The 25461-nt window shown below is 64.3% G+C and carries 27 protein-coding genes and 3 pseudogenes; 3 read left to right on the top strand and 27 right to left on the bottom strand.

Annotation, left to right across the window (positions count from 1 at the left end; translation table 11 throughout):
• Positions 1-41: 41 nt before the first annotated feature.
• From AACG97_RS28210 to ubiE, 13 genes and pseudogenes are all read right to left on the bottom strand, one after another.
• A complete protein-coding gene (locus AACG97_RS28210) occupies positions 42-755 on the bottom strand; it encodes a methyl-accepting chemotaxis protein (protein WP_425595024.1) in 714 nt (237 codons plus the stop codon).
• 141 nt (positions 756-896) lie between these two features.
• A pseudogene (locus tag AACG97_RS28205) lies at positions 897-1985 on the bottom strand (methyl-accepting chemotaxis protein); the annotation flags it as partial.
• Between the two features lie 192 nt (positions 1986-2177).
• Entirely contained in the window at positions 2178-2891 is a 714-nt protein-coding gene (locus tag AACG97_RS28200; protein WP_404940681.1) for a methyl-accepting chemotaxis protein, read from the bottom strand.
• A gap of 141 nt (positions 2892-3032) precedes the next feature.
• A pseudogene (locus tag AACG97_RS28195) lies at positions 3033-3977 on the bottom strand (methyl-accepting chemotaxis protein); the annotation flags it as partial.
• A gap of 217 nt (positions 3978-4194) precedes the next feature.
• Positions 4195-4902, bottom strand: a complete 708-nt coding sequence (locus tag AACG97_RS26005; RefSeq protein ID WP_009684303.1) for a 16S rRNA (uracil(1498)-N(3))-methyltransferase — start codon at positions 4900-4902, stop codon at positions 4195-4197.
• A complete protein-coding gene (gene tatC / locus AACG97_RS26000; RefSeq protein ID WP_009684304.1) occupies positions 4899-5687 on the bottom strand; it encodes a twin-arginine translocase subunit TatC in 789 nt (262 codons plus the stop codon). Before tatC ends, AACG97_RS26005 begins: the two co-directional genes overlap by 4 nt.
• Complete coding sequence (tatB, locus tag AACG97_RS25995; RefSeq protein ID WP_009684305.1) at positions 5684-6061, bottom strand: Sec-independent protein translocase protein TatB; 378 nt, start codon at positions 6059-6061, stop codon at positions 5684-5686. The genes tatC and tatB overlap by 4 nt, the downstream gene beginning before the upstream one ends.
• Positions 6062-6064: 3 nt before the next feature.
• Positions 6065-6337 (bottom strand): twin-arginine translocase TatA/TatE family subunit, encoded by a 273-nt coding sequence (locus AACG97_RS25990; protein ID WP_029886370.1) that lies wholly within the window; start codon positions 6335-6337, stop codon positions 6065-6067.
• 61 nt (positions 6338-6398) lie between these two features.
• Positions 6399-6734, bottom strand: coding sequence for a phosphoribosyl-ATP diphosphatase (locus AACG97_RS25985; RefSeq protein ID WP_009684306.1), 336 nt, complete (start codon positions 6732-6734; stop codon positions 6399-6401).
• A 1-nt stretch (position 6735) separates the two neighbouring features.
• Entirely contained in the window at positions 6736-7128 is a 393-nt protein-coding gene (hisI, locus tag AACG97_RS25980) for a phosphoribosyl-AMP cyclohydrolase (protein WP_003249284.1), read from the bottom strand.
• Positions 7129-7200: 72 nt separating this feature from the next.
• Positions 7201-8820, bottom strand: a complete 1620-nt coding sequence (gene ubiB, locus AACG97_RS25975) for a ubiquinone biosynthesis regulatory protein kinase UbiB (protein ID WP_197885962.1) — start codon at positions 8818-8820, stop codon at positions 7201-7203.
• Complete coding sequence (locus AACG97_RS25970; RefSeq protein ID WP_009682368.1) at positions 8817-9440, bottom strand: ubiquinone biosynthesis accessory factor UbiJ; 624 nt, start codon at positions 9438-9440, stop codon at positions 8817-8819. The genes ubiB and AACG97_RS25970 overlap by 4 nt, the downstream gene beginning before the upstream one ends.
• Positions 9440-10210 carry a bifunctional demethylmenaquinone methyltransferase/2-methoxy-6-polyprenyl-1,4-benzoquinol methylase UbiE gene (ubiE, locus tag AACG97_RS25965; protein WP_009682367.1) on the bottom strand — a complete coding sequence of 257 codons (771 nt, stop codon included), beginning with the start codon at positions 10208-10210 and terminating at the stop codon, positions 9440-9442. The genes AACG97_RS25970 and ubiE overlap by 1 nt, the downstream gene beginning before the upstream one ends.
• A 124-nt stretch (positions 10211-10334) precedes the next feature.
• Between ubiE and AACG97_RS25960 the strand changes: the two genes are divergently transcribed.
• Positions 10335-10610 (top strand): polyhydroxyalkanoic acid system family protein, encoded by a 276-nt coding sequence (locus tag AACG97_RS25960; protein WP_009682366.1) that lies wholly within the window; start codon positions 10335-10337, stop codon positions 10608-10610.
• A gap of 107 nt (positions 10611-10717) precedes the next feature.
• Here the strand turns inward: AACG97_RS25960 and AACG97_RS25955 are convergent, their stop codons facing one another.
• Together AACG97_RS25955 and AACG97_RS25950 are read right to left on the bottom strand one after the other, a co-directional pair.
• Complete coding sequence (locus tag AACG97_RS25955; protein ID WP_225786361.1) at positions 10718-11062, bottom strand: hypothetical protein; 345 nt, start codon at positions 11060-11062, stop codon at positions 10718-10720.
• Between the two features lie 104 nt (positions 11063-11166).
• Complete coding sequence (locus AACG97_RS25950; protein ID WP_225786362.1) at positions 11167-11931, bottom strand: hypothetical protein; 765 nt, start codon at positions 11929-11931, stop codon at positions 11167-11169.
• A gap of 336 nt (positions 11932-12267) precedes the next feature.
• On the opposite strand from AACG97_RS25950, the gene AACG97_RS25945 reads away from it, so the two are divergent.
• Together AACG97_RS25945 and AACG97_RS25940 are read left to right on the top strand one after the other, a co-directional pair.
• Complete coding sequence (locus AACG97_RS25945) at positions 12268-12687, top strand: phasin family protein (RefSeq protein ID WP_009682364.1); 420 nt, start codon at positions 12268-12270, stop codon at positions 12685-12687.
• A gap of 10 nt (positions 12688-12697) precedes the next feature.
• Positions 12698-13465, top strand: a complete 768-nt coding sequence (locus tag AACG97_RS25940; protein WP_197885964.1) for a phasin family protein — start codon at positions 12698-12700, stop codon at positions 13463-13465.
• 111 nt (positions 13466-13576) lie between these two features.
• On the opposite strand, the gene AACG97_RS25935 is transcribed toward AACG97_RS25940, so the two are convergent.
• The 12 genes and pseudogenes from AACG97_RS25935 to AACG97_RS25880 all read right to left on the bottom strand — a co-directional run bounded on the left by AACG97_RS25935 (position 13577) and on the right by AACG97_RS25880 (position 25337).
• Positions 13577-14191, bottom strand: a complete 615-nt coding sequence (locus tag AACG97_RS25935) for a TetR/AcrR family transcriptional regulator (protein WP_047150172.1) — start codon at positions 14189-14191, stop codon at positions 13577-13579.
• Between the two features lie 13 nt (positions 14192-14204).
• On the bottom strand, positions 14205-15887 hold the full coding sequence (gene phaC / locus AACG97_RS25930; RefSeq protein WP_197885965.1) for a class II poly(R)-hydroxyalkanoic acid synthase: 1683 nt from the start codon (positions 15885-15887) through the stop codon (positions 14205-14207).
• Between the two features lie 58 nt (positions 15888-15945).
• The gene (phaZ, locus tag AACG97_RS25925; protein ID WP_029886363.1) at positions 15946-16797 is read right to left on the bottom strand and encodes a poly(3-hydroxyalkanoate) depolymerase; all 852 of its coding nucleotides are present in this window, start codon (positions 16795-16797) and stop codon (positions 15946-15948) included.
• A gap of 62 nt (positions 16798-16859) precedes the next feature.
• Positions 16860-18539 (bottom strand): annotated as a pseudogene (gene phaC / locus AACG97_RS25920) (class II poly(R)-hydroxyalkanoic acid synthase).
• A 267-nt stretch (positions 18540-18806) separates the two neighbouring features.
• Complete coding sequence (locus AACG97_RS25915; protein ID WP_009682355.1) at positions 18807-19184, bottom strand: gamma-butyrobetaine hydroxylase-like domain-containing protein; 378 nt, start codon at positions 19182-19184, stop codon at positions 18807-18809.
• A 143-nt stretch (positions 19185-19327) separates the two neighbouring features.
• Positions 19328-20671 (bottom strand): ATP-dependent protease ATPase subunit HslU, encoded by a 1344-nt coding sequence (gene hslU / locus AACG97_RS25910; protein ID WP_009682354.1) that lies wholly within the window; start codon positions 20669-20671, stop codon positions 19328-19330.
• 76 nt (positions 20672-20747) lie between these two features.
• Positions 20748-21278, bottom strand: a complete 531-nt coding sequence (gene hslV / locus AACG97_RS25905) for an ATP-dependent protease subunit HslV (RefSeq protein ID WP_009682353.1) — start codon at positions 21276-21278, stop codon at positions 20748-20750.
• A gap of 211 nt (positions 21279-21489) precedes the next feature.
• Positions 21490-22761: a dihydroorotase gene (locus AACG97_RS25900; RefSeq protein WP_029887681.1), complete on the bottom strand. Its 1272-nt coding sequence runs from the start codon at positions 22759-22761 to the stop codon at positions 21490-21492.
• Positions 22758-23762, bottom strand: a complete 1005-nt coding sequence (locus tag AACG97_RS25895) for an aspartate carbamoyltransferase catalytic subunit (RefSeq protein ID WP_009684474.1) — start codon at positions 23760-23762, stop codon at positions 22758-22760. The genes AACG97_RS25900 and AACG97_RS25895 overlap by 4 nt, the downstream gene beginning before the upstream one ends.
• A 12-nt stretch (positions 23763-23774) precedes the next feature.
• Positions 23775-24293: a bifunctional pyr operon transcriptional regulator/uracil phosphoribosyltransferase PyrR gene (gene pyrR, locus AACG97_RS25890; protein WP_115294922.1), complete on the bottom strand. Its 519-nt coding sequence runs from the start codon at positions 24291-24293 to the stop codon at positions 23775-23777.
• Between the two features lie 49 nt (positions 24294-24342).
• The gene (gene ruvX / locus AACG97_RS25885; RefSeq protein WP_003249316.1) at positions 24343-24768 is read right to left on the bottom strand and encodes a Holliday junction resolvase RuvX; all 426 of its coding nucleotides are present in this window, start codon (positions 24766-24768) and stop codon (positions 24343-24345) included.
• Positions 24768-25337: a YqgE/AlgH family protein gene (locus tag AACG97_RS25880; RefSeq protein WP_009684472.1), complete on the bottom strand. Its 570-nt coding sequence runs from the start codon at positions 25335-25337 to the stop codon at positions 24768-24770. The genes ruvX and AACG97_RS25880 overlap by 1 nt, the downstream gene beginning before the upstream one ends.
• Positions 25338-25461 lie beyond the last annotated feature (124 nt).

The raw sequence follows: 25461 nt of genomic DNA, 5'->3' as shown, positions 1-25461 counted from the left end.
CAATGCCGGTGCCATCCACTGCGATGTCCGCGTCGCGGCCCTCAGATATTGAACCGCCCGACCATCCCCCGCAGCTGCTGCCCCAGCTGTTCCAGCTCGCCGCTCGACATCGCTGTCTGCTCACTGGCCGCACTGGTCTGGTCCGACACATCCCGCACATTCAGCACGCTCCGGTTGATCTGCTCGGCCACCACGCTCTGTTCTTCGCTGGCCGTGGCGATCTGCTGGTTCATGCCCTGGATGTTCGACACCGTGTTGGTGATCTGGCCCAAGGCATCGCCGGCCCTGCGGCTCAGCTCCACACTTTGTTCGGTCAGCTGCTTGCTGTTGTCCAGCAAGCGGGTGACCTCGTCGGTGCCGCTGTGCAGGCTGTCGATCAACTGGCCGATCTCTTCGGTTGCGGTGGAGGTGCGCTGGGCCAGGCCGCGTACCTCATCGGCCACCACGGCGAAACCGCGCCCGGCTTCACCGGCCCGTGCCGCTTCGATGGCAGCGTTCAGGGCCAGCAGGTTGGTCTGCTCGGAGACCGACTTGATGACATCGAGAATGCTGCCAATCCGCTGGCTTTCGCCCGCCAGGTGATGCATGGCCGCCAGGCAATGGTCCATCTGCCCGGCCAATTGCTCGATGCGGCCGATGGCTTCGGCCACCACCTGGTCGCCCACCTGGGCCTGCTGGTCGGCGCTGGTGGCGGCCTGCGAGGCCTGCTCGGCGTTTTGCGCCACTTCCTGAACCGTGGCGCTCATCTGGTTCATGGCGGTGGCAACCTGGTCGGTTTCCTCGCGCTGCTGGTTGATGCGCAGCTTGGTGTCTTCGCTGCTGGTCGCCAGCTGCGATGCCGCCTGCGACAGCTGGCCGACGCCCTGGTCGATGCCCCCGATCAGTTCGCGCAGGCTCAAGGTCATCTCCCGCATGCTGGTCTGCAACTGGCCCATTTCGTCACGGCGCTGCACGGTGTCGACCTGGCTCAGGTCGCCCTTGGCGATGCGCGCCGCCACCGCCAGGGTCTGGCGCAAGGGTTGGGTGATCTGCAGGGTGATCAGCCAGGCAGCCAGGGCCCCCGCTACCAGTGCCAGCAACGCAACGCTGGTCAGCAGCGAGCGGGCGGCCAAGGCTTCGCGGTCACGTTGCTCGACCTTGCGTTTACCCAGTTCCAAGCTGAGCGCGCGCAACTCGTTGCCCATTCGCTCCATGTTGTTCTGCAATTGCTCGACCCGCACGGCGGCGCGCCGGTATTGGTCCAGGCTGGCGCGGTATTTGGCCAGCTCGACACCGGGATGCTCGCTGACAGCGCGTGGCAGGCCAAGCGGCGCCAGGCCTTTGAGCAGTTGCTCGAGGCTGGCCTGGGCTGCGTCCAGGGCGCTGTCGCCGACTTTGGCAAAGTCCTCGACCGGGGCGAACGTGTAGGCGGGTACCAGGCTTTGCTGGTTGGCACCGTCCACTTGCCGGCTGAGGGTGTCCATTTGCGCCAGGGCACCATTTTGCTGGCTGTGGGCCGGCATGTTCAGCAACGCCTGGGTCTGCAGCTCGTCGATGGCATCGTTGAGCTTCTGCTCCTGCTCCTGCATTGCCTGGCGCAAGGCCACCCGGTTGGCGACGGTGCGCTGCAACTCGGTGAAGTCATCGCGCAGGCGCTGCAGCAGGGTCAGCTTTTCGGTCAGCATCTGGCGCGACTCATCGACGTTGCTGCGCTGCTGCAGGGTGCTGAGCATGCTGTTGAGCTGGTCGAGGATGCTGCCGATAGTGGCCTTGCTGGCGTCGTCGTTGAGCACGCGGAAGGTGATGCGCTCTGCGCGCAGGTCTTTGGTCAGGTCGTTGATCCGGCCGATTTCGCTGAGCTGTTGCGAGCGGACGATGGCGTCGTCCAACGCACGCCAGCCGCTGATGGTGGTGGCCAGGGTAAGCAGCAGGACCACAGCGAAGCCGAGGGCCAGCTTGGCAGCCACGCTGATGTTGCCGAGCTTGCGGTTGAGGTAGCCGAGCATGGTGAGTCTCCGTGCGAAAGGGGGAGGGCATGCAGGCGTATTGCCGGCATGACACCTTTGCCCATCGGCAGCGGAGCTGTAGGACTTGACCTGATAATCAGGTAGGAAATTTCGCTGCGGCTAGTAGGAAATGTGTCGCCTGTGCCTGGCCGCTCCGCGCCGAACCGACGCGAAGAGGCCAGGCACACCCGATCAGAGCCTGAAGCGCCCCACCAACCCTTGCAAATGGGTGCCCAGCCGCGCCAGCTCCACGCTGGAGCTGGCCGTCTCCTCACTGGCCGCCGAGGTCTGGTCGGAAATGTCCCGCACATTCATCACGCTGCGGTTGATCTCTTCGGCCACGGCCGTTTGCTCTTCTGCCGCGGTGGCGATCTGCTGGTTCATCGCCTGGATCGACGACACGGTACGGGTGATGGTTTCCAGGGAGCTGCCGGCGCGGCGGGTCAGCTCGACGCTGCTGTCAGTCAGTTGGCGGCTGCTGTCCATCACGCTGGCCACCCGCTGGGTTCCGCTTTGCAAGCCGGCAATCAGTTCTTCGATTTCTTCGGTCGACTGCTGGGTGCGCTGGGCCAGGCTGCGCACTTCGTCGGCCACCACGGCAAAGCCGCGCCCGGCTTCGCCTGCACGGGCAGCCTCGATCGCTGCGTTGAGCGCCAGCAAGTTGGTCTGTTGAGCCACCGACTTGATCACGTCGAGCACGCTGCCGATCTTGTCGCTCTCGGCCTTGAGCTGGTTCATCGCTTCGCTGGAGTTGATCACTTCGCCGGCCAGGCGCTCGATCTGCGCCACCGCTTCGCCCACCACCCGGTCACCTTCACGGGCCTGCTGGTCGGCCATCAAGGCTGCTTCCGAGGCTTGCTCGGCGTTGCGTGCCACGTCGTGCACGGTCGCGGTCATCTGGTTCATGGCAGTCGCCACCTGATCGGTCTCGACCTTCTGGTTGTTGACCCCGGCGCTGGTCTGCTCGGTCACCGCCGACAGTTGCTCGGCCGCACTGGCGATCTGCGTTACCCCATCGCCGATGCCACCGATCAGCTCGCGCAAGCCTTGGGTCATGCGCTGCATGCTGGCTTGCAACTGGCCCAGCTCGTCACGGCGGTCTACCGGCAGGTTGTGGCTGAGGTCGCCGCTGGCTACCCGCTCGGCGGCGCTCAGGGTCTGGCGCAAGGGCACGACGATCTGCCGGGTAATCGCCCAGGCTGCCAGCAGGCCAAGGGCCAGCGCCAGCACGGTGGCGATCAGCAGCAGGGTCTTGGCCTGGGCGGCAGCGCTATCCCGTACGGCGGTCTGGGAGGTGGTCATCGCCTCGCTGGTCTGCAGCAGCGCTGCGCCGAACTCGACCATGCGTTGCAAGGCTTGATCGCTGGCCGTCTGGGCAGCGCCGAACTGGCTGACCGCATCCCGGTAGCCGCCCATGGCAGTGGCAGCGTCGTCCAGGCTGGCGGCATAGTCGGCCGGCACCTTGGCCGGCAGCGCGCGCAGTTCGAGCAAGGCCTGGTCGATGGCTTTGAAGGCGGTTTGCTGGTACTCGGCATTGCCGCTGTAGGTATAACCGCGTACCTGGAAGCGGGCTTGCTGCAGCAGGGCGTTGACCTCCACGGCCGACTGGTATTGGCTTATGTCGCCGCCCTGGCGCAGGCGCTGTTGCACCCGGCTCAGCAGTTCGACGGCCTTGTCGGCGCTATCGCCGAGCACTGCGCGGCTTGCTTCGCGGCGTTGGCCGGCCTGTTTCAGCTCGCCCAAGGCCTGCTGGTAGCCGCGCACGGCCTCGCGCTGCTGCTCCAGGCGCTGGTGGTCGGCGGGCTGCTCGATCTGGCCGAGCATCACTTGTACCTGGCGGTCCAGCGTAGCCAGGGCTTTTTCCACGTCTGCGATCGAGGCCTCATCACGCTCGCGTTGATAACGCTGGCGGGCGATACGCAGTTCCTGAGTGTGCTGCTGAATGACCGAGATGTTCCCCAGCTTGTCGCCACGGCCGATGATGCTGTCCATGCCGTGCCAGCCGGTCAGGGTGATGGCCACGGTCAAGAGCAGGACCAGGCCGAAACCCATTCCCAGTTTGCGGTTCACGCTCATATTGCCCAGCGATTGGGCTAACCATTGATACATGTAGACTCCCGGTCGGCTTGGCAGCACGAAACTTTGTTGTGTTGCCAAGGCCATCGGCCCGGGAAAGGGAAACTTGATGGGCGATTACGTGGCGTTTGCGTCAGAAAATGCGCGAAAGCAGCGCAGTGACGGCCGTCTCCACGCGCAGAATGCGCTCACCCAGTTGCACGGGCGCCAGGCCTGCCTTGCCCAGCAGGTCGATTTCGTAAGGAATCCAGCCACCTTCGGGGCCGATGGCCAGGGTCACGGGCTGGTCCACGGCGCGCGGGCAGGCAGGGTACGGGCCGGGGTGACCGACCAGGCCCAGGGTACCAGCAGCGATCGCGGGCAGGCGGTCTTCGACGAACGGCTTGAAGCGCTTCTCGATGATCACCTCGGGCAGTACCGTGTCGCGGGCCTGTTCCAGGCCGAGGATCAGGTTGTCCCGAATGCTTTCCGGCTGCAGGAACGGCGTTTGCCAGAAGCTTTTCTCGACCTTGTAGCTGTTCAGCAGGATCAACCGCGGTACACCCAGGGTAGCCACGGTCTGGAACAGCCGGCGCAGCATCTTCGGGCGGGGTACAGCCAGCACCAGGGTCAGCGGCAGTTTGGCCGGCGGTTGCTGGTCGAAGGCCACCTCCAGCTCGGCCTGGTGCGGTGCCAGGCGCAGCACCGTGGCCTTGCCCATCAAGCCGTTGACGCGGCCCACGCGCAGCTGGTCGCCGACCGCCACGCGGTGGATTTCCTGCATGTGGGTGAAGCGCCGGTCAGCCAGCACCACGCGGTCGGCCGAAACGAAGTCGGCCTGTTCAAGCAGCAGCAGGTTCACGGTTGAGTCGCTGGCGGCTGGTCGTTGGAATCGTCGGCAGTTTCGTCGTGGGCACTGCGCTTGCGCACCAGGCTGCCGCACAGCACGCCGACTTCGAACAACAACCACATGGGTACGGCCAGCAGGGTCTGCGAGAAGATGTCCGGTGGCGTGAGGATCATGCCGACCACGAAGCAGCCGATGATCACGTAAGGGCGGATCTTCTTCAGGTACTTCACGTCGACCACGCCGATCCACACCAGCAGCACCACCGCCACCGGGATCTCGAAGGCCACGCCAAAGGCGAAGAACAACGTCATCACGAAATCGAGGTAGTTGGCGATGTCGGTCATCATGGCCACGCCTGCCGGGGTGGCTGCCGCGAAGAACTTGAACATCAGCGGGAACACCAGGAAATAGGCGAACGCCATACCGGCATAGAACAGCAGGATGCTCGACACCAGCAGCGGGATCGCGATGCGCTTTTCGTGGCGGTACAGCCCCGGCGCGATGAAGCCCCAGATCTGCTGGAGGATGAAGGGGATGGCCAGGAACAGCGACACGATCATGGTCAGCTTGAACGGCGTGAGGAACGGCGAGGCCACGTCGGTGGCGATCATCGTTGCATTGGCCGGCAAGTGATCACGCAGGGGGGCGGAGACCAGGGTGTAGATCTGCTGGGCGAAGGAGAACAGCCCGGCAAAGATCAGGAAAATGACCGCAACGCAGCGCAGCAGGCGGGTGCGCAGTTCGGTCAGGTGCGAAACCAGCGGCATTGGCTGGTCGTGTTCCGGATTCTCGCTCATGGGGCTCGCGGCGGTTGAGGCGGTTCAGTGGTTGTGCCCGGGGTGGCCGGTGTTTCCACTGGCCTGGCTGCGACCCCGGCGGGTGGCTGCACGGTGGCGGTGGTCACGGGCGGCTGTGCCGGTGGCGTCAGCGGGTTGAGGATGCGCTTGGCTTCCTCTTCCATCTGCAGGATGTGCTCGTTGTGCAGCTGGCGGCGGATGTCGTCGGCGCCGATTTCACGCTCCACTTCCATCTTGATGCTGTTGAAGCTGCGCTTGAGCCGCCCGATCCACAAACCTGCGGTGCGGGCGGCGCCTGGCAGGCGCTCGGGGCCGAGCACCAGCAGGGCGACCAGGCCGACGAGCAGCAGCTCGCTGAAACTGATGCCGAACATGGGTCAGTCTTTCCGCTGTGGCTCTTGGACCGGCTGTGCCTGGCCCTCGATGGTGTGGCCTGGCTGTGGCTGGGCGGTGTTCTGCACTGGCGGCACAGGCTGGGCAGGCGGCGGGGTTTGCTCGGCCGGCTTGTGCTCTTCATCGTTCATGGCCTTGCGGAAGCCCTTGATCGACTCGCCCAGGTCACTGCCGAAGTTCTTCAGCTTCTTGGTGCCGAATACCAGCACCACGACCACCAGCAGGACGATCCAGTGTTTCCAGTCAAAGATACCCATTTCGTACTCCTGAAAAATGTCAGTGAAGCTTCAGGGGCGCCCGGCGCCCCCCGCAAATGCATCAGGCAGAAGGCGTTCGCGCAGCCTTCTCATCATGCCCGGACAGCCCGAAGCGGCGCTCCAGCTCGTCCAGCACCGCTTGCGGATGCTGGCCCAGCGCGCTGAGCATCACCAGGCTATGAAACCACAGGTCGGCGGTTTCGTAGATGACATCGCTGTAATCCTTGCTGTGCGCGGCGTCCTTGGCGGCGATGATGGTCTCGACCGACTCTTCGCCGAGCTTTTCAAGGATCTTGTTCAGGCCCTTGTGGTACAGGCTGGCCACATAGGAGCTGTCGGGCGCCGCTTGCTTGCGTTCTTCAAGCACGGCGGCCAGGCGGTTGAGGGTGTCGCTCATGTCAGTGTCCTGCGCTGTAGATGGCATCCGGGTCCTTGAGGACCGGGTCGACGATTTTCCACTGGCCGTCTTCGTAGACGCGATAGAAGCAGCTTTCGCGGCCGGTATGGCAGGCGATATGGCCCAGTTGCTCGACCATCAGGATGATGACGTCGGCGTCGCAGTCCAAGCGCAGTTCATGCAGCTTCTGCACATGCCCGGACTCTTCGCCCTTGCGCCACAGCTTGCCACGCGAGCGCGACCAGTAGATGGCGCGTTGCTCGGCGGCCGTGAGCGCCAGCGATTCGCGGTTCATCCAGGCCATCATCAGCACCCGTCCGGTCTTGTGGTCCTGGGCGATCGCTGGCACCAGGCCATCGCTGTTCCACTTGATCTCGTCCAGCCAGTCTTTCATCGTCGACTCCAAAGCGAGCCCGCTCCTGTACCGGGCCATTTGCGCTAGTGTGCCAGCCACAGGCGCGGCTGGCTATTGGCGCACGATCAGGTAAAGGCCGGCGGCCAGCATCAGCCAGGCGGGCCAGGCTGCAGGCGCGGCCAGGCTGGCGGCCTCGGCAGCACCCGCGGCCAGTACCGCGCCCCCGCCCAGCAGGCCGGCCCCGAGCAGGCGCAGCGCCCAGCGGTCGCCCTTGCGGCACTCTGGCAGTTGCGGGTCATGCAAATGCGGTTGCGACAGGCGTTCGAGCAGGTCGCGGGTCATACCGGCCAGGTGCGGCAACTGCTCGACCTGGCTGTGCAGGTTGCCGAACATGGCCTTGGGGCTGTAGCGCTCGCGCATCCAGCGTTCCAGGTAGGGCTTGGCGGTACTCCACAGGTCCAGGTCGGGGTACAGCTGGCGGCCGAGGCCTTCGATGTTGAGCAAGGTTTTTTGCAGCAGCACCAACTGCGGCTGCACTTCCATGTTGAAGCGCCGTGCGGTCTGGAACAGGCGCATCAGCACCTGGCCGAAGGAAATATCCTTTAACGGTTTTTCGAAGATCGGTTCGCACACGGTGCGGATCGCGGCTTCGAATTCGTTGACCTTGGTATGCGCCGGGACCCAGCCTGAATCGATGTGCAGCTCGGCCACACGCCGGTAGTCGCGCTTGAAGAAGGCAAACAGGTTGCGCGCCAGGTAGTCCTGGTCTTCGGCGGTGAGGCTGCCGACGATCCCGCAGTCGATGGCGATGTACTGCGGGCTCCACGGTTTGACCGTGCTGACGAAGATGTTGCCCGGGTGCATGTCGGCATGGAAGAAACTGTCGCGGAACACCTGGGTGAAGAACACCTCCACACCCCGTTCGGCCAGCAGCTTCATGTCGGTGCGCTGGTCGGCCAGGGTAGCCATGTCGGTCACGGGCACGCCATAGATGCGCTCCATGACCAGCACCTTGGGGCGGCACAGGTCCCAGTACACCTGGGGCACGTACATCAGCTCGGACCCTTCGAAGTTACGCCGCAGCTGGCTGGCATTGGCCGCTTCACGCAACAGGTCGAGCTCGTCGTAGATGGTTTTTTCGTAGTCGCCGACGATGTCCACCGGGTGCAGGCGGCGCGCATCGGCCGAGGCGCGCTCGGCGGCCTTGGCAATCAGGAACAGCCAGGCCAGGTCCTGGGCGATGACCGGCTTGAGGCCGGGGCGGACCACCTTGACCACCACCTCTTCGCCCGTTTTCAGGCGCGCGGCATGCACCTGGGCGACCGAGGCCGAGGCCAGCGGCTCGACGTCGAAGCGGCTGAACAGCTCGCCCACCTTGGCACCCAGTTGCGCTTCGATCAACGCCACGGCGTGTTTCGGGTCGAATGGCGGCACGCGGTCCTGCAGCAGCATCAGCTCGTCGGCGATGTCGGGGGGCAGCAGGTCGCGGCGGGTGGACAGCAACTGGCCGAACTTGATGAAGATCGGCCCCAGGTCCTGCAGCGCCAGGCGCAGACGTGCGCCACGGTTGAGCTCGGACGGCTTGCGTGGCAGCCAGCGCCACGGCATCAGCAGGCGCAGGCTGGCCAGCCACCAGGGCAGCAGGGGTTGATCGAACAGCAGGTCATCCAGGCGGTAGCGGATGACCACACGCTGAATGCGGAAAAGGCGGCGGACGGCGAGCAGCTTCATGCGTTATCGCTGGAATCAAGGGATCGGGAAAGGCGCTTGAGGCGCGCCTCAAGGCGTTCGGTGTCGAGTTTCAGGGCATCGAGTTCGCTGAAGGCAGCCTCGGCTTCGCGCTTGCCGACCAGCGTGCGCGACTCTTCGGCCAGGTACTCGGACAAATTCTGGCTGAAGCGCGCCAGGCCCTGGCGGGTCCAGCGTGCGCGCAGGCGGATGTGGCCGGCCAGCATGGCCGTGGCCACCGGGCCGAGCCAGCGTTGCAACTCGTGCTCCCAGTCCAGTTCCAGGTCCTGCAGCACACCGAACAGGTCGAGCAGCACGGCGCTGTCGCCGTGCAGCTCGACCTGCGGGCTGTGCAACACGCCAGTCTTGTCCTTGGCCATGGCCAGTTGCGCCAGGCTGCCGGCCGGGGCGCGCAGGCTGCAGTCGACCTCGCCTTCCCAGTGGGCGGCGAGCATCAGGCCCTCTTCATCGGGCAGGATGAACACCTGCAAGGCCGGTTGGCGGCAGTCTATCTCGATGACCTTGCCCGCCAGCGCGCCCAGCCGCGGCAGGGCCGTGCTGTCCATGCGCAGGACGCGGTTCAGGCCCTGTTCGACACTGGCGAGCAGCCCGGCCAGCAGCATCAGGGCTTGATTCCCCGGTGCACGGCAACAATGCCGCTGGTCATGTTGTGGTAGGTGACGCGGTCGAAGCCGGCCTCGACCATCATGCTTTTCAGGGTTTCCTGGTCGGGGTGCATGCGGATCGACTCGGCGAGGTAACGGTAGCTTTCGGAGTCGTTGGTGATCAGCTTGCCGGCCAGTGGCATGAAGGCGAACGAGTAGGCATCGTAGGCCTTGGACATGAGCTTGTTGGTCGGCTTGGAGAACTCCAGGATCAGCAAGCGGCCGCCGGGCTTGAGTACACGCAGCATCGAGCGGATGGCTGCATCCTTGTGGGTGACGTTGCGCAGGCCGAAGGCGATGGTCACGCAATCGAAGTGGTTGTCCGGGAACGGCAGCTTTTCCGCGTCGGCCTGCACGAATTCGATGTTGCCGGCCACACCGCGGTCCAGCAGGCGGTCACGGCCAACCTTGAGCATCGAGTCGTTGATGTCGGCCAGTACCACTTGCCCGGTCGGGCCGACCAGGCGCGAGAACTTGGCGGCAAGGTCGCCGGTACCACCGGCGATGTCCAGCACGCGGTTGCCGCTGCGCACACCCGAGAGCTCGATGGTGAAGCGCTTCCACAGGCGGTGCATGCCGCCGGAGAGCACGTCGTTCATCAGGTCGTACTTGGCAGCTACCGAATGGAATACCTCGGCAACTTTCTTGGCTTTCTGGCTTTCAGGGACGTCCTGGTAGCCGAAATGGGTGGTGGGTTCGGCGTGGTCGCCTTTGCGCTGGTCGTTCATATCGCTTCACCGGAAAAAATTACCGCCATTCTAGGGCGAACGGGCGGATTTGTCTTGGCAGGGTGTGCCTGTGGCCGGGGGCGGGCATAATGCCGATTATGTCTACATCTTCAGGAACACCCGCATGACCCAGATCAGCGTCGAACGCAAACACTCCCTCGGCCGTGACGCCGCCCGTGCCAAGGCCCAGGCGCTGGTCGACAAGCTCAGCCGCGAGTACGACCTCCAGGCCACCTGGAACGGTGACCGGGTCGATGTGGCGCGCAGCGGTGCCAAGGGTAGCGTGCAGATCGGCGAAGACAGCATCCGCGTGGAGCTGAAACTGGGCATGATGCTGTCGATGATGAGCGGCACCATCAAGGGCGAGATCGAGCGGGCGCTGGACAAGGCACTGGCCTGACGCCCGTTTTATTCAGCTGGCGGGGAACGGGATCAGGTCTTCGATCTGGTCCAGGCGCAGGTCACCCCGTTGCAAGCGCTCGTCGCGGCCCATGGCCTCCGGAAACTTCAAATGGCCTTTGGCAAAGCGCCGGGCATTGGCGTTGGCGGTGGTGTAGTGGAAGTGCGCCTCCCAGAGCTTCTGCCTGGGCTGCAGGCGATATCTGCCTGGGCTGCAGGCGATATCTGCCTGGGCTGCAGGCGATAGATGTCGTACACATCCAGAAAGTCATTGGGCTTGAGCTGTTTGCGCGCCCTGTGGGTCAGTGGTTGCTCGGGTACTGCATCCTGGCGATCGGTCGCGGCCGCCAGGTTGGCCATGTCATCCTCGCCCAGGCTTATCAGTATACTGAGCTCAACGATGTAGGCCTCGAGTTGGCTGCTGTCCACCGCAGGCATGTTGCGTGAAAGCAAGTACTGGGTATTGCTCAGGGCCAGCTTGTATTCGCGAAGGGCGCTCTCCAGGGGCGCCTTCTGCTGTTCGGGCGTCAGGCCGGCGGCAGCCAGGCTGTCGTGGCTCAGCAGTGCTTCGTGAAAATGCTTGCTGCGCAGGGTTTGCTGGGCGAGCAGGGTACTTTCGAAATCGTCTGCGCTGAGCCGGTCCCTGCGGACGACGAGTTGATGCGGGTCACTGATGATCTGGCCCGGGTAATGAGGGTCGAGTACTGCCGGGTGCTGATGATGCCGTCGAGCTTCTTGCGTTTGCCGGGGAACTGGATCTGCCCGTCTTGCATGGCCTCGGCAAGATTATGGTCCAGGCGTTGGCTGACACTGAGGATGCGCCTGTGCACAGCCAGTGCGGCTTCGATGTGCTTGCTGAAGTCCAGGTACAGCTCTGCCTGTTCCTGGCCGAACGGCAATTGCACCAGGCGACGGGACTGGGTCTTGAGCACCTCGTAGTCATTCATGTCGAGCAGGCGGCGGAACTGCTGCAGGTCAGTTTGCAGCAACTGCTCCCACCATTGGCCTCGCGCGAATGAAGCGGTGGCTTGCGGGTCGAACCTGAGGTACTTCGGTTCGCCCATGCGGGTGTAGAGTTGTATCTGCTCCCTGATCAGCGTGGCCTGTTTCTCATAGGTGAGTGCCAACACATCGAGGTTGGCGCGCGTCTCCTGGCGAAGCGCCTGCAGGGCGCGCAGGCGCTCCTGCAGGTGCTCCGGCAAATTGTCGAGCGAAGCGCCGGGGTGCTCATCGAGCGACTTCAGGAATGCCTCGAGTGCCTGGTCGTAGGGTTCCACCCGCTTCAGGTAGACACCGACGAAGGTTTCCGTGTTGGCATCCATTCACCGTTCCAGCGTTTCAGCCAAGGGCCACGGCTGCGTTCGCGGCTGGGGAGGTAGTAGCCGTCAGGCTCCGCCCCCCATGACTTCGCGCAAGCGCGGGCGATTGGCGAACTGGGTGGCTACAAGCTGCCTGAACGAGAGGGGCGATGACGATGGCATGGCAGGAGGCTCCGGTTGATGGGAGCCGAATGCTGGAGCAGCGGGCTGCTGCGTCTGTGGTAGATAAAGCAGTGCGCCGATCTTAGGGTGAAGATTCTAATTCCTGCCTCTACCTTATGCTCAAGCCCACCCTCCATGGGCGGTTCCTCCTCCACTCATGAGCATGAGGTACAGAGCATGGCCAAAGTGAATGTGAAGAAAAAGGCGGACGCGCCGGGCACGCTGGGTGAGGTGCGGGGTTACGCACGCAAGATCTGGCTGGCGGGCATCGGCGCCTATGCGCGTGTCGGCCACGAAGGCGCCGACTATTTCCAGGCGCTGGTCAAGGCCGGCGAAGGTGTCGAGAAGCGGGGCAAGAAGCGCATTGATAAAGAGCTGGACGCCGCCAACCAGCAGATCGATGACGCCGCCCAGGAAGTGAGCCGCGTACGTGGCAAGGTTGAAATTCAACTCGACAAGATCGAAAAAGCTTTCGACGCACGGGTAGGGCGCGCCTTGAATCGCCTTGGCATACCGTCTAAACATGACGTTGAGGCGCTGTCGATCAAGCTTGAACAGCTGCACGAGCTGCTTGAGCGCGTCGCGCACAAACCATAAGGAGAGCAGGATGGCTGGCAAGAAGAATACCGACAAAGCAGGCAGCTCCTGGGTCGGCGGGATCGAAAAGTACTCCCGCAAGATCTGGCTGGCGGGGCTGGGTATCTATTCGAAGATCGACCAGGACGGCCCCAAGCTTTTCGACTCGCTGGTGAAAGATGGCGAGAAGGCCGAAAAGCAGGCCAAGAAGAGCGCCGAAGATGTGGCCGAAAGCGCCAAGTCTTCGACCACTTCGCGGGTGTCCGGCGTGAAGGACCGGGCGCTGGGCAAGTGGAGCGAACTCGAAGAGGCTTTCGATAAACGCCTGAACAGCGCCATCTCGCGCCTGGGTGTACCAAGCCGCAACGAAATCAAGGCCCTGCACCAACAGGTAGACAGCCTGACCAAGCAGATCGAGAAGCTGACCGGTGCCTCGGTGGCGCCGGTTTCGTCGCGAGGGGCCGCAGCCAAGCCGGCAGCCAGCAAGGCGGCAGCCAAGCCACTGGCCAAGGCGGCAGCGGCCAAACCCGCAGCCAAAACCGCTGCGGCGAAACCTGCAGCCAAGGCGGCCGCGGCAAAACCTGCGGCTGCCAAACCTGCAAGCAAGGCGGCAGCAGCGAAACCCGCCGCCAGGCCTGCGGCAGCCAAACCGGCAGCAGCCAGGAAGCCTGCAGCGAAGAAAGCACCGGCCAAGCCGGCGGCCAGCGCCGCACCTGCCGCAACCGACGCCCCGGCCCCGGCTGCAGCCCCGGCCAGCAACACGCCGTCGGCGGCCAACGGGACCGGTACCCTGATCTGATACCGCAACGCCCTCTTCGCGGGTGGCCCCGCGCCTACAGGTTCAGCACAACCCTGTAGGCGCGGGTTCACCCGCGAATGCGTTGGCGGCGGCAGCACAGCCCCTGCAGGGCTAGTCCTCCAGATACTTCATCGCCAACTGCTCGGCTGCCCCCCGGGCCTGAGCCTGCAGGTGCGGCGCCACCAGCATCATCACCTGGTACACCACGATTCCCACATCCCCTGCGCGCCCCAGCACCCGCTGGTAATCCAGCGAGAACAGCAGCGTCAGGGTGATCTGTTCCACCAGTTGCCCCAAGGCCTGGGTGTCACTCTGTACCAGGCCCTGGCCCTTGAGGCTGGCCAGCAGTGCCGCCAGCGTGCGCTTCAGGGCGTTGATCAGGCTGCGCATGCCGCGGGCCAGCTTGGGCAGGCGCCCGGTCAGGTTCGACAGGTCCTGGAACAGAAACCGGTACTGCGCCATGTGCTCGACGATCAGGTGCAGGAACAGCCAGTAGTCCTCGGCATCCAGGCGCACTTCCAGCGGCGGGTCCAGCAGCGGCATCAGCGCTTCTTCGAAGCGCTCGAACAACCCCAGTACCAGGGGCTCCTTGCCGTGGAAGTGGTAGTAGAGGTTGCCCGGGCTGATACCCAGCTCGTTGGCAATCTCCAGGGTCGATACGTTCGGCTCGCCCTGCTGGTTGAACAGCTGCAGGGCGCACTCAAGGATACGATCGCGGGTTTTCATCCGGTCGGTCTGCTCATCGGGTCAGCACATAGGTGCCGGGCGCAGGGGCCAAGGGCGGGTGGGTGGCGTTGCCCAGGTCGTTGCGTGGCGCCTTGAGCGGCCCGGAGCGCTGGGTGATCCACGCCAGCCACAACGGCCACCAGCTACCCTCGCTGCGCGTAGCCTCGTGGAACCAGGCGCGCGGGTCACTGCTCAGGCCGGGGTTGGTCAGGTAATAGGCCTTGGGGTTGCCTGGCGGGTTGATGATGCTCTGGATATGCCCGCTGTTGGCCAGCACGAAGCGGCGCTCACCGCCCAGCAGCAAGGCCGACCGGTACACCGCGTCCCAGGGGGTGATGTGGTCGTTGCTGCCGGCGACGGTAAAACTGTCCACGCTGACCTGTTGCAGGTCGATTGGCGTGCCGCAGACCTCCAGCCCGGCCGGGTAGGTCAACGGGTTGAGCTTGAAGAAATCCAGCAGGTCGCCATGCAATGCGGCAGGCAGGCGCGTGCTGTCGGCGTTCCAGTAGAGAATGTCGAACGCAGGCGGTGTCTTGCCGAGCAGGTAGTTGTTGACCCAGTAGTTCCAGATCAGGTCGTTGGGGCGCATCCAGGCAAACACCCGCGCCACTTCGGCGCCGTCCAGCACGCCGCGCTGGTGAGAGCGGCGTTTGGCTGCCTGCAGGGTCTGCTCGTCGGCGAACAGGCTGGCCGGGCTGTCGAACTTGCTGTCCAGCAGGCTGACCAGGTAGGTGGCACTGCGCACCCGGCGCAACTGGTTCCTGGCTTGCAGGTGGCCTTGCAAGGCGGCCATGGTCAGGCCGCCGGCGCAAGCGCCCATGAGGTTGGGGTCGCGGTTGCCGCTGATGCGGCGGCAGGCATCCAGGGCTTCTTCCAGCGCCTGCACGTAGCTGGACAGGCCCCATTCACGGTGGCGCGGGTCTGGGTTGCGCCAGCTGACCATGAACACCTGCAAGTTGTTCTTGAGCATGTACTGGACGAAGCTGTTGTTCGTGCTCAGGTCGAAGATATAGAACTTGTTGATCTGCGGCGGCACCACCAACAGCGGGCGGCTGTGCTGTTTTTCACTCATCGGCCGGTACTGGATCAGCTCCAGCAGCTCGTTGCGAAATACCACGGCCCCAGGGGTGGCGGCCAGGTTGCGGCCCACGTCGAAGGCCCGCTCATCGACCTGGCGCGGCAGGCCATCGTTGTGGCGCAGGTCTTCGAGCAGGTGGGCCAGGCCGCGCACCAGGCTCTGGCCACCGGTGTTGAACAGTTCCTTCACGGCCAGCGGGTTGAGCAGCGAGTTGCTGGGGGCCAGCGCATCGTTGAGCAGGTTGAACAGAACGTGGGCGCGGGCCCGGTCATCGTCATGCAGCTGGCTTTCGTCGATCCACTGGCGGGTCTGCTGCTGCCAGGCCAGGTAGGCTTGCAGGCCTCGGCGGTAGAACGGGTTCAGGCTCCATGCAGGGTCGCTGAACCGGTTGTCACGCGGGTTGGGTTGAAGCGGTGAATCGCCCAGCATCACCCGCCCCAGTTGCCCGCCAAGGGCCAGCAGGTGATGGGCGGTATGCAACGGGTGGCGCAGCCCGTGGCGGCCGACATTGCGTAGCGTGGCCAGCAGGTCGCGGCCGCGCAGGCCGAGCATGGCATGCTGCACGGTCATTCTGCCGGCAGGGAGCGTTTGCGATCCTTTGGCCGGTTTGTCTGTCATGGCAACACTCCCTTGTCTGACCCATTGCGCGTTTTAGCCCCTTTCGCGGTGCTGGCGCTTACCCTCCCGAGGCCGGGCGCGGGTGCATCACGGCGCGCTGACGTTCTTGCTGCAGGAACTTCATGATGATTGGCGCGACAGCCTCGGCTCGGGTAATCAGGAACAAATGGCCGTCGTCGATAATATGTAGCTCGGCGTTGGGAATCCGCCAGGCCAGCAGGCGCATGTTAACCAGCGGGATCAGCGGGTCGTCGTCGCCCGCCAGTACCAGGGTCGGCTGCTGGATCTTGTGCAGCCAGTGAATGCTGGTCCAGCCCAGGCCGGCGAACAGCTGCCAGTAGTAGCCCATCTTGCCGCCGGAGCGCACCTTGGCTGCGTGGTGCATGGCCAGCTCTGGGTCCCGGCGAAAACCGCCGCCGTAGATCAGCGGGGCAATGCGCAAGACATGGGACGGCTGCACATAGCGCCTGGGGCTGGCCATCATCCACAGCACCTTGGGCTTGCCGGGTACCATCACGGCACCGGCGGCAGTGGCGGCGAGTATCAGCTTCCTGCAGCGTTCGGGGTAGTCGTGGGCGAACTGCTGGGCCAGGGCGCCGCCCCAGGACACCCCAATCACATTGACCTGGCCGTAATCGAGGTAATCGAGCATCCGTGCCGTCAGCTTGGCCAGCCCGGGGAAGCGATACGGGTGGCGCGGGGTGGACGAGCCGCCGACACCGGGTACGTCGAAAGCGATCACTTCCAGGTCCGGGTCCAGTGCTTCGATGAACGGGAATACCAGCTCCAGGTTGGCGCCGATGCCATTGAAGATCAGCAGCGGCGTCAAGTGCGGCTTGCCGGGGCGGACGGCGGTGCGGATGGACTGGTTGTCCAGCTCGACGGTCCGGAAGATATACGGTTGCGTCATGCGCGTGACTCTTGGGTGAAATGAACACCGTGGCGCCCTGAGGGCCGCCACGGCGCTGCCACTCAACGCTCGTGAACGTAGGTGCCTGGGGCCGCCTCGCCCGCAGCATAGGCACGGTTGCCCAGGCGGGTCGGCGCTTTTTTCAGTTCGCCTGCGCGCTCGGCCAGCCAGCCTTGCCAGTGCAGCCACCAGGAGTCGGCATGCTTGGTGGCATTTTCCTGCCAGGCCAGCGGATCACCCGGGCGGTCGTCACCGGTCATGAAGCGTGCCTTGGGGTTGCCCGGCGGGTTGAGAATGCTCTGGATATGCCCGCTGTTGGACAGCACGAACTCGATCTTGCCCCCGAACAGGTGGGCCGAGCGGTAGCACGACTGCCACGGGGTAATGTGGTCAGCGGTACCCGCCACGCTGAAAATGTCGCACTGCACGTTTTTCAGATCGATGGGGGTGCCGCACACTTCCAGGGCGTTGGGGCGCGTCAGCGGGTTGGTCTTGAACATTTCGATCAGGTCGCCATGGAAGGCGGCGGGCAGGCGCGTGGTGTCGTTGTTCCAGAACAGGATGTCGAACACCGGCGGCTCGTTGCCGAGCAGGTAGTTGTTCACCCAGTAGTTCCAGATCAGGTCGTTGGGGCGCATCCAGGCGAACACCTTGGCCATCTCGCTGCCTTCCAGCACACCGGCCTGGTAGGAGTGGCGCTTGGCGGCTTCCAGGGTCTGCTCGTCGACGAACAGCGCCACCTGGGTATCTATCGTAGTGTCCAGCACGCTGACCAGCAGGGTCAGGGCATTGATCTTGTGCTCGCCGAGGGCTGCGTAGTGCCCTACCAGTGCCGTGCAGGTGATGCCGCCAGAGCAGGCACCGAGCATGTTCAGGTCCTTGCTGCCGGTAATCGCCAATACGGCGTCGACGGCTTCCTTGAGTGCGTCGATGTAGGTGGACAAGCCCCATTCACGCTGGGCCTTGGTCGGGTTGCGCCAGCTGATGATGAAGGTTTGCTGCTGCGAGCGCAGGCAAAAACGAGCCAGGCTCTTTTCCGGGCTCAGGTCGAATACGTAGAACTTGTTGATCTGCGGCGGCACCACCAGCAGTGGCCGGGCGTGCACCTGTTCGGTGATCGGGCTGTACTGGATCAGTTCCAGCACATCATTGCGGTACACCACCGCGCCTTCGCTGGTGCCCAGGTTCTTGCCCACCTCGAAGGCGTCCATGTTCACCTGGCTAGGCATGCCGCCGTTGTTGACCATGTCCTTGGCCAGGTTGGACAAGCCGTCGAGCAGGCTCTTGCCACCGGTCTCGAAGAAGCGCTTGACCGCCGCCGGGTTGGACAAGGTGTTGGTCGGCGCCATGGCTTCGGTCATCAGGTTGATGACGAACTGGCCGCGGCTGATGTCCTGAGGTGACAGGTCACTGCTGCCGATCCAGTCCTGCAGTTCGTTGCGCCAGGCCAGATACGTCTGCAGTTAGCGGCGGTACAGCGGGTTGCTGCTCCAGGCCGGGTCGTTGAAGCGTCGGTCGTCGCTACCCGGGGCCAGGCTGGATTTGCCCAGCAGGACGTTTTTCAGTTCCAGGCCAAAATGGGCCACATGCTTTGCGCTGTGCAGCGGTTGGCGCACGGCCTGGCGCAATACGGTGCGTGCCGAACTCAACAGGTCTTTGCGGCGAATGCCGATGATCGGGTTCAGCCCCAGGGTGTTTTCCGAGGCCTGCCGCTGCAGCTCATCGTTGTTCTTGTTACTCATCTACGACGCTCCGTTGTCCTGAGACGAGTACCGGTTGCTGTGACGGGGGCACAGCCCTGAGCCCGGTACTGCTACTCGGGTGACCAGTGATAAGGAACAGCGGTGCTGCGGGGTTCTGTATACCTGCAGCGTGATGCAGGGAACTTGCCACTCACATTGGTTACCCGACTTTCATGTAATGCGCAAGACAGCCCGTCACTGGGCCGTCTGTCAGCCATTCAAACAGATGGATCTAGAAAATGCGCTCTAAACCTTGCAGCCCTTGCGCTAGAGCATGAATTTGACGACCGACTCAGCCGGGTCGCGGGACTTGCCGGCCTTGTGCAGCTCGTCGAGGTATTCGGCCCACAGCTCGTTTTGGCGCAGGCACAGCTGTTCCAGGTATTCCCAGGTGAACAGGCCGCTGTCATGGCCGTCGTCGAAGGTCAGTTTCAGTGCATATTGGCCGGCTGGCTCGATGCCGCTGAGGCCGACGTTGAGCTTGCCGACTTGCAGAATGGGGTTGCCGTGGCCCTGGACCTCGGCGGAGGGGGAGTGCACGCGCAGGAACTCGGCGGGCAGGGTGTAGACCTCACCGGGCGCATAGGTAAGGCTGAGGGTTTTCGAGGCTTTGTGCAGGTTGATGGCGGTGGGCATGCGGGCCATGGGCTGAATCTCTTCTTGGCGACAAGACTCAAGCTTCAAGCTTCGAGCCTCAAGCTGCAAGAGGAGATGGCCAAGACATGTAACGGCCATGTTTTGCGGTGCTGCAAGCGACGTCGAACAGCTCGTCGCTTGCAGCTTGCCGCTTACAGGATGTAACGCGACAGGTCTTCGTTCTGCGCCAGCTCACCCAGGTGGCTGTTCACATAGGCCGCGTCGATCTGGATCGGCGTTTCGTCATGGGCGCTGGCCAGGTCACCGGCACTGAACGACACCTCTTCAAGCAGGCGCTCCAGCAGGGTATGCAGGCGACGGGCACCGATGTTCTCGGTTTTCTCGTTGACCTGATAGGCAATTTCGGCCAGGCGCTTGATGCCGTCGGCGACGAACTCGATGTTCAGGCCTTCGGTTTTCAGCAGCGCCTGGTACTGCTCGGTCAGCGAAGCGTGCGGCTCGCGCAAAATACGCTCGAAGTCTTCCGGGGTCAGTGCCTTGAGCTCTACACGGATCGGCAGGCGGCCTTGCAGCTCGGGTACCAGGTCGCTGGGCTTGCTCAGGTGGAACGCGCCCGAGGCAATGAACAGGATGTGGTCGGTCTTGACCATACCCAGCTTGGTGTTGACGGTGCAGCCTTCGATCAGCGGCAGCAGGTCGCGCTGCACGCCTTCACGGGACACATCGGCACCGCCGACATTACCGCGCTTGGCGACCTTGTCGATTTCGTCGATGAACACGATACCGTGCTGCTCGACCGCCTCCAGGGCCTTGGCCTTGAGCTCTTCCTCGTTGACCAGGCGGCCCGCTTCTTCATCGCGGACCATCTTCAGCGCTTCTTTGACCTTCAGCTTGCGCGCCTTGCGCTTGCCCTTGCCCATGTTGGCGAACAGACTTTGCAGCTGGTTGGTCATTTCTTCCATGCCGGGCGGCGCGGCAATTTCGACACCTACGGCATCGGCGACTTCGATCTCGATTTCCTTGTCATCCAGCTGGCCTTCGCGCAGGCGCTTGCGGAAAAGCTGGCGGGTGTTGGAGTCGCTACTGGTCTGCGCGGCTTCCTCGTTGAAGCTGGTCACCCTCGCCTGCGGCAGCAGGGCATCGAGGATACGGTCTTCGGCGGCGTCTTCGGCGCGGTGGCGCACGCGGATGATCTCCTGCTCGCGCAGCATCTTCAGTGCGGCATCGGCCAGGTCGCGGATGATCGACTCGACGTCACGGCCGACGTAGCCGACTTCGGTGAACTTGGTGGCTTCGACCTTGAGGAACGGGGCGTTGGCCAGCTTGGCCAGGCGGCGGGCGATTTCGGTCTTGCCGACACCGGTCGGGCCGATCATCAGGATGTTCTTCGGCGTCACTTCGGCGCGCAGCTCAGCCGGCAGCTGCATCCGCCGCCAGCGGTTGCGCAGGGCAATGGCCACGGCGCGCTTGGCGTCGTCCTGGCCGATGATGTGGCGGTTGAGTTCGTGGACGATCTCGCGGGGGGTCATGGACATGATCAATTGGGTCCTTGGGCAGATGAGTCAGCGTGGAAAAGCCCCATCACCGGGATGGGGCGCCAGAACAGCTGAGTCAGTCGGCCAGGTCCTGCTCCTCGATGGTCAGGTTATGGTTGGTGAACACGCAGATGTCGCCGGCGATGTTCAGGGCGGTCTCGGCGATTTCACGGGCCGAGAGGTCGGTCTTGTTCAGCAGTGCGCGGGCGGCAGCCTGGGCGTAGGCACCACCGGAACCCATGGCGATCAGGCCATCTTCGGGTTCGACCACGTCGCCGTTGCCGGTGATGATCAGCGAGGCATCCTTGTTGGCCACGGCCAGCATGGCTTCCAGGCGGCTCAGGGAACGGTCGGTACGCCATTCCTTGGCCAGCTCGACGGCGGCACGGATCAGGTGGCCCTGGTGTTTCTCCAGCTGCCCTTCAAAGCGCTCGAACAGGGTGAATGCGTCGGCGGTGGCACCGGCGAAGCCGGCGATGACCTGGCCGTGGTACAGGCGGCGCACTTTCTTGGCGTTGCCTTTCATTACCGTGTTGCCGAGGGATACCTGGCCGTCGCCGCCCATGACGACTTTGCCGTTACGGCGGACAGAAACGATGGTGGTCAAGGGGAGAGTCTCCACGCAGCGGGGCGAAAGTGCCTGATGCAGACTCATATGGGGGTGGGGGAAGGATTTCAACCGTGGGGGATGAATGGTCGCGCCAGGCCGGGGGCGCGGTGTGAGGGCATTCGCGGGCATGCCCGCTCCCACAGGATCACCACAATCTCGAAGCATGTGGTAACCCTGTGGGAGCGGGCGTGCCCGCGAAAAGGGTTACTCAGGCCTCATGGCAAACGTGCCCATCGACCAAGGTATAACGCACCGCACCCGGCAGGCAGTGGCCGATGAACGGGCAGTTCTCACCCCGCGACAGCCATTGCTCGCCGGCAACGGTCGAGGCTTGCGGGTCGAACAGCACCAGGTCGGCCGCGCCGCCTGCTTTCAACTCACCGGCAGGCAGGCGCAGGGCGGCAGCCGGGCCGCTGCTCAGGCGGGCGAGCAGGGTGGGCAGGTCGAGCAGGCCGTCCTGCACCAGGGTCATGGCCAGCGGCAGCAGCAACTCGACGCTGCTGATACCCGGTTCGGTAGCACCGAAAGGGGCCAGCTTGGCATCGCGTTCGTGCGGCTGGTGGTGGCTGGAAATCGCCTGGATCACGCCAGACTTGACCGCTTCACGCAGGCCGTCACGGTCAGCAGCAGTACGCAGCGGTGGCTGCACGTGGTACAGGCTGGAGAACTCGCGCAGCGACTCGTCGGTGAGAATCAGCTGGTACAGCGCCACGTCAGCGGTTACCGGCAGGCCAAGTGCCTGGGCCTGGGCGATCAGCCGCGCGCCACGGGCGCTGGTGATCTGGCTGAAGTGCGCGCGCACGCCGCTCTGCTCGACCAGCAGCAGGTTGCGCGCCAAGGCCACGGTTTCGGCACTTTCCGGAATGCCCGGCAAGCCAAGGAAACTGGCCATGGCGCCTTCGTGGGCCAGGCCGCCCTGGGCCAGGTCGCGGTCCTGGGAATGGAACACCACCGTCAGGTCGAAGGTGGCGGCATACTCCAGGGCGCGGGCCAAGGTACGGTTGTTGGGGATTTCCTTCAGGCCGTTGCCGAATGCCACGCAACCGGTGTCACGCAGGGCCACCAGTTCCGCCAGTTGCTCGCCTTCCAGGCCCTTGGTCAGGGCGCCGATCGGGTAGACCTTGCTGTTGGCCGCTTCGCGGGCACGGTCGAGAATCAGCTCGGCCACGGCCGAGGTGTCCAGCACCGGCTTGGTTTGCGGTGGGCAGCACAGGCTGGTCACGCCGCCGGCCACGGCTGCGCGGGTTTCGCTGGCGATGTTGCCTTTGCGGCTAAAGCCCGGTTCGCGCAGGGACACGCCAAGGTCGACCAGGCCAGGCGCGGCAACCAGGCCTTGCGCCTGGATCGTGCGGCTGGCGCTGAAACCGGCCGGGGCGGCGCCGATGGCAGCAATGCGGCCACCGTCCAGGTGCAGGTCGGTGACCTGGTCCAGGCCGCTGTTGGGGTCGATGACCCGGGCGCCAAGAATGCTGATGGTCACTGGGCGTTCTCCTGGTCGAATTGACGTTGCGCGTTTTGCCCGCTCATGGCCATGGACAGCACTGCCATGCGTACAGCGATGCCGTAGGTAACCTGGTTGAGGATCACCGAATGCTTGCCGTCGGCCACCGCCGACTCAATCTCCACGCCTCGGTTGATCGGGCCTGGGTGCATGACGATGGCATCCGGCTTGGCCCCGGCCAGGCGGGCGGTGGTCAGGCCGAACAGGCGGTAGAACTCGCCTTCGCTGGGCAGCAGGCCACCGGCCATGCGCTCACGCTGCAGGCGCAGCATGATCACCACGTCGACATCCTTCAGGCCCTCGGCGAGGTCGGTATAGACCTTCACGCCGTACTGCTCGATACCGACCGGGATCAGGGTTTTCGGCCCGATCACGCGAATGTCCGGGCAACCCAGGGCCTTGAGCGCCAGCATGTCGGAGCGGGCTACCCGCGAGTGCAGGATATCGCCGACGATCGCTACCGACAGGTTCTCGAAACTGCCCTTGTGGCGACGGATGGTCAGCATGTCGAGCATGCCCTGGGTCGGGTGCGCATGGCGGCCGTCACCACCGTTGATCACGGCAACGTGCGGGCACACGTGCTCGGCGATGAAATGCGCAGCCCCCGAGTCGGAGTGGCGCACAACGAACATGTCGGCGGCCATGGCTTCGAGGTTGCGCAGGGTGTCGAACAAGGTCTCGCCCTTGCTGGTCGAGGACGTCGACACATTCAGGCTGATCACGTCGGCAGACAGGCGCTGGGCTGCCAGCTCGAAGGTGGTGCGGGTACGGGTCGAGTTCTCGAAGAACACGTTGCACACGGTCTTGCCGCGCAGCAAAGGGACTTTTTTCACGGCCCGGGCACCGACTTCCAGGAAGGAGTCGGCGGTGTCGAGGATCTCGGTGAGCAGTTCGCGGGGCAAACCGTCAAGCGAGAGGAAGTGGCGCAGCTGGCCCTGGTCATTGAGCTGCAGCGGGCGCTTGGCGTCGATTGGCGTCATCGCGGGGGACTCTTAAAGGGCGGAAGCGGGGGCGAGGTCCTGGCGCTCGAGGGCGAGCGGTGCGGGCCCGGTCAATTTTACCCGTTCATCGGGGGCCAGCGACAGGGTGGCGCCGACCACATTCGGGCGGATTGGCAGTTCGCCGGCATCCAGGTCCACCAGGCAGACCAGGGTGACGCTGGCCGGGCGGCCATAATCGAACAGTTCGTTGAGCGCCGCGCGGATGGTGCGGCCGCTCATCAGCACGTCATCCACCAGCACCAGGTGCTGGCCTTCGACTTCGAACGGCAGCTCGGACGGGCGTACCTGCGGGTGCAGGCCATTCTGGCTGAAGTCATCGCGGTAGAACGAGACGTCCAGGGTACCCATGGCACTCTCGTCGCCCATGGCCTCCTGCAGGGCCTGGGCAACCCAGACACCACCTGTACGAATACCGATGTAACGCGGCCCGCTGATGCTGCGGCGGGCCAGGTGGGCGCGAAGGTCGACAGCCATCTGCCGGACCAGCTCGGCGGGGTTGGGTAGGCTCATTGCGGGCTCCTCGGAAGGGTGCGCCGGGCATGGCCGGCGGCAAAGATGATCAGGTATTGGCCTCCAGCCAGCCTTGCAGCAACAGGGCCGCGGCGATGGCATCGACCGGGTTGTCGCGGTAGCTGCCGCGCTGGCCGCCACGGGCCATGCGCTCGCCTTTGGCCTCGAAGGTGGTCAGGCGCTCGTCGTGGGTGTGCACGGGCAGGTTGAAGCGGCCATTGAGGCGGCGGGCAAATTTTTCGGCGCGGGCGCTCATTTCGCTGGGCGTGCCGTCCATGTTCAATGGCAGGCCGACGACGATGGCGTCCGGCTTCCATTCGGCAATCAGCTTTTCCACCTGGGCCCAGTCCGGCACGCCGTTCTGCGCCTTCAGCGTGCACAGCTCGCGGGCCTGGCCGGTGATGACCTGGCCGACGGCCACACCGATCTGTTTGCTGCCATAGTCGAAACCCAGCAGCAGGCGTAGTTCGGCCATCAGGCGTGGCCCGCCTGGCTGGTCAGCAGGTGCAGGTTGATGCCCAGGCTGGCGGCGGCGGCTTCCAGGCGCAGGTCACTGGCCATTTCAAAGATGATTTGCGGGTCGAACGGGCAGTTGAGCCAGGCATTGTCGGCCAGCTCCGCTTCCAGCTGGCCGGCTTCCCAGCCGGCATAGCCGAGCGTGATCAGGCTTTGCTTGGGGCCGACCCCGGCGGCAATGGCCAGCAGGATGTCCTGCGACGTGCTCAGCGTCAGCCCTTCCAGCGCCACGCTCGCCTGGAAGCTGCACTCGCTGCTGTGCAGCACGAAGCCACGGTCGGTCTGCACCGGGCCGCCCTGGTAGATCGGCACCTGCAAAGTGCTGTCCGGCGGCGTTTCGTCCGGGCGCAATTGCTCGAGAATATCGGCCAGGCTCAGTTCCTGCGGCCGATTCACCACCAGGCCCATGGCGCCATGGGCGTTGTGCTCGACAATGTACGTGAGGGTCTGGGCGAAGTTCGGATCGGCCATGTGCGGCATGGCGATCAGGAACTGATGCTTGAGGTAGCTCGGGGCGAGGGTTTTCATGGGGGATAGTGTGGCGCCAGGTGGCGGGGCTGACAAGGTCCGCTTTGTGTCGTTTGGTTGGTCAGTGTCTTGAGGGTTTTGTTGGTTGTGAGATCGAGCGCCGCCCGCGCGGCGCATCGCGAGC

The organism is Pseudomonas sp. Nvir, from assembly GCF_963778085.1.
Lineage (GTDB): Bacteria > Pseudomonadota > Gammaproteobacteria > Pseudomonadales > Pseudomonadaceae > Aquipseudomonas > Aquipseudomonas juntendi.
This window is presented reverse-complemented; position numbering and strand designations above follow the sequence as displayed.

Excerpts from the sequence above, each read along its gene's own strand:
- AACG97_RS25985 (WP_009684306.1), bottom strand. The coding sequence starts at position 6,734 with ATGAGCGACACCCTCAACCGCCTGGCCGCCGTGCTTGAAGAACGCAAG.
- AACG97_RS25945 (WP_009682364.1), top strand. The coding sequence starts at position 12,268 with ATGGCCAAAGTGAATGTGAAGAAAAAGGCGGACGCGCCGGGCACGCTG.
- AACG97_RS25990 (WP_029886370.1), bottom strand. The coding sequence starts at position 6,337 with ATGGGTATCTTTGACTGGAAACACTGGATCGTCCTGCTGGTGGTCGTG.
- pyrR (WP_115294922.1), bottom strand. The coding sequence starts at position 24,293 with ATGAGCCTACCCAACCCCGCCGAGCTGGTCCGGCAGATGGCTGTCGAC.
- AACG97_RS28200 (WP_404940681.1), bottom strand. The coding sequence starts at position 2,891 with ATGAACCAGATGACCGCGACCGTGCACGACGTGGCACGCAACGCCGAG.
- phaC (WP_197885965.1), bottom strand. The coding sequence starts at position 15,887 with ATGACAGACAAACCGGCCAAAGGATCGCAAACGCTCCCTGCCGGCAGA.
- tatC (WP_009684304.1), bottom strand. The coding sequence starts at position 5,687 with ATGAGCGAGAATCCGGAACACGACCAGCCAATGCCGCTGGTTTCGCAC.
- tatB (WP_009684305.1), bottom strand. The coding sequence starts at position 6,061 with ATGTTCGGCATCAGTTTCAGCGAGCTGCTGCTCGTCGGCCTGGTCGCC.
- ubiB (WP_197885962.1), bottom strand. The coding sequence starts at position 8,820 with ATGAAGCTGCTCGCCGTCCGCCGCCTTTTCCGCATTCAGCGTGTGGTC.
- AACG97_RS28210 (WP_425595024.1), bottom strand. The coding sequence starts at position 755 with ATGAACCAGATGAGCGCCACGGTTCAGGAAGTGGCGCAAAACGCCGAG.
- AACG97_RS25970 (WP_009682368.1), bottom strand. The coding sequence starts at position 9,440 with ATGCTGCTGGCCGGGCTGCTCGCCAGTGTCGAACAGGGCCTGAACCGC.
- AACG97_RS25895 (WP_009684474.1), bottom strand. The coding sequence starts at position 23,762 with ATGACGCCAATCGACGCCAAGCGCCCGCTGCAGCTCAATGACCAGGGC.
- phaZ (WP_029886363.1), bottom strand. The coding sequence starts at position 16,797 with ATGACGCAACCGTATATCTTCCGGACCGTCGAGCTGGACAACCAGTCC.
- AACG97_RS25950 (WP_225786362.1), bottom strand. The coding sequence starts at position 11,931 with ATGGATGCCAACACGGAAACCTTCGTCGGTGTCTACCTGAAGCGGGTG.
- hslU (WP_009682354.1), bottom strand. The coding sequence starts at position 20,671 with ATGTCCATGACCCCCCGCGAGATCGTCCACGAACTCAACCGCCACATC.
- AACG97_RS25960 (WP_009682366.1), top strand. The coding sequence starts at position 10,335 with ATGACCCAGATCAGCGTCGAACGCAAACACTCCCTCGGCCGTGACGCC.
- ruvX (WP_003249316.1), bottom strand. The coding sequence starts at position 24,768 with ATGGCCGAACTACGCCTGCTGCTGGGTTTCGACTATGGCAGCAAACAG.
- AACG97_RS25915 (WP_009682355.1), bottom strand. The coding sequence starts at position 19,184 with ATGGCCCGCATGCCCACCGCCATCAACCTGCACAAAGCCTCGAAAACC.
- AACG97_RS25880 (WP_009684472.1), bottom strand. The coding sequence starts at position 25,337 with ATGAAAACCCTCGCCCCGAGCTACCTCAAGCATCAGTTCCTGATCGCC.
- AACG97_RS25935 (WP_047150172.1), bottom strand. The coding sequence starts at position 14,191 with ATGAAAACCCGCGATCGTATCCTTGAGTGCGCCCTGCAGCTGTTCAAC.
- AACG97_RS25940 (WP_197885964.1), top strand. The coding sequence starts at position 12,698 with ATGGCTGGCAAGAAGAATACCGACAAAGCAGGCAGCTCCTGGGTCGGC.
- hisI (WP_003249284.1), bottom strand. The coding sequence starts at position 7,128 with ATGAAAGACTGGCTGGACGAGATCAAGTGGAACAGCGATGGCCTGGTG.
- ubiE (WP_009682367.1), bottom strand. The coding sequence starts at position 10,210 with ATGAACGACCAGCGCAAAGGCGACCACGCCGAACCCACCACCCATTTC.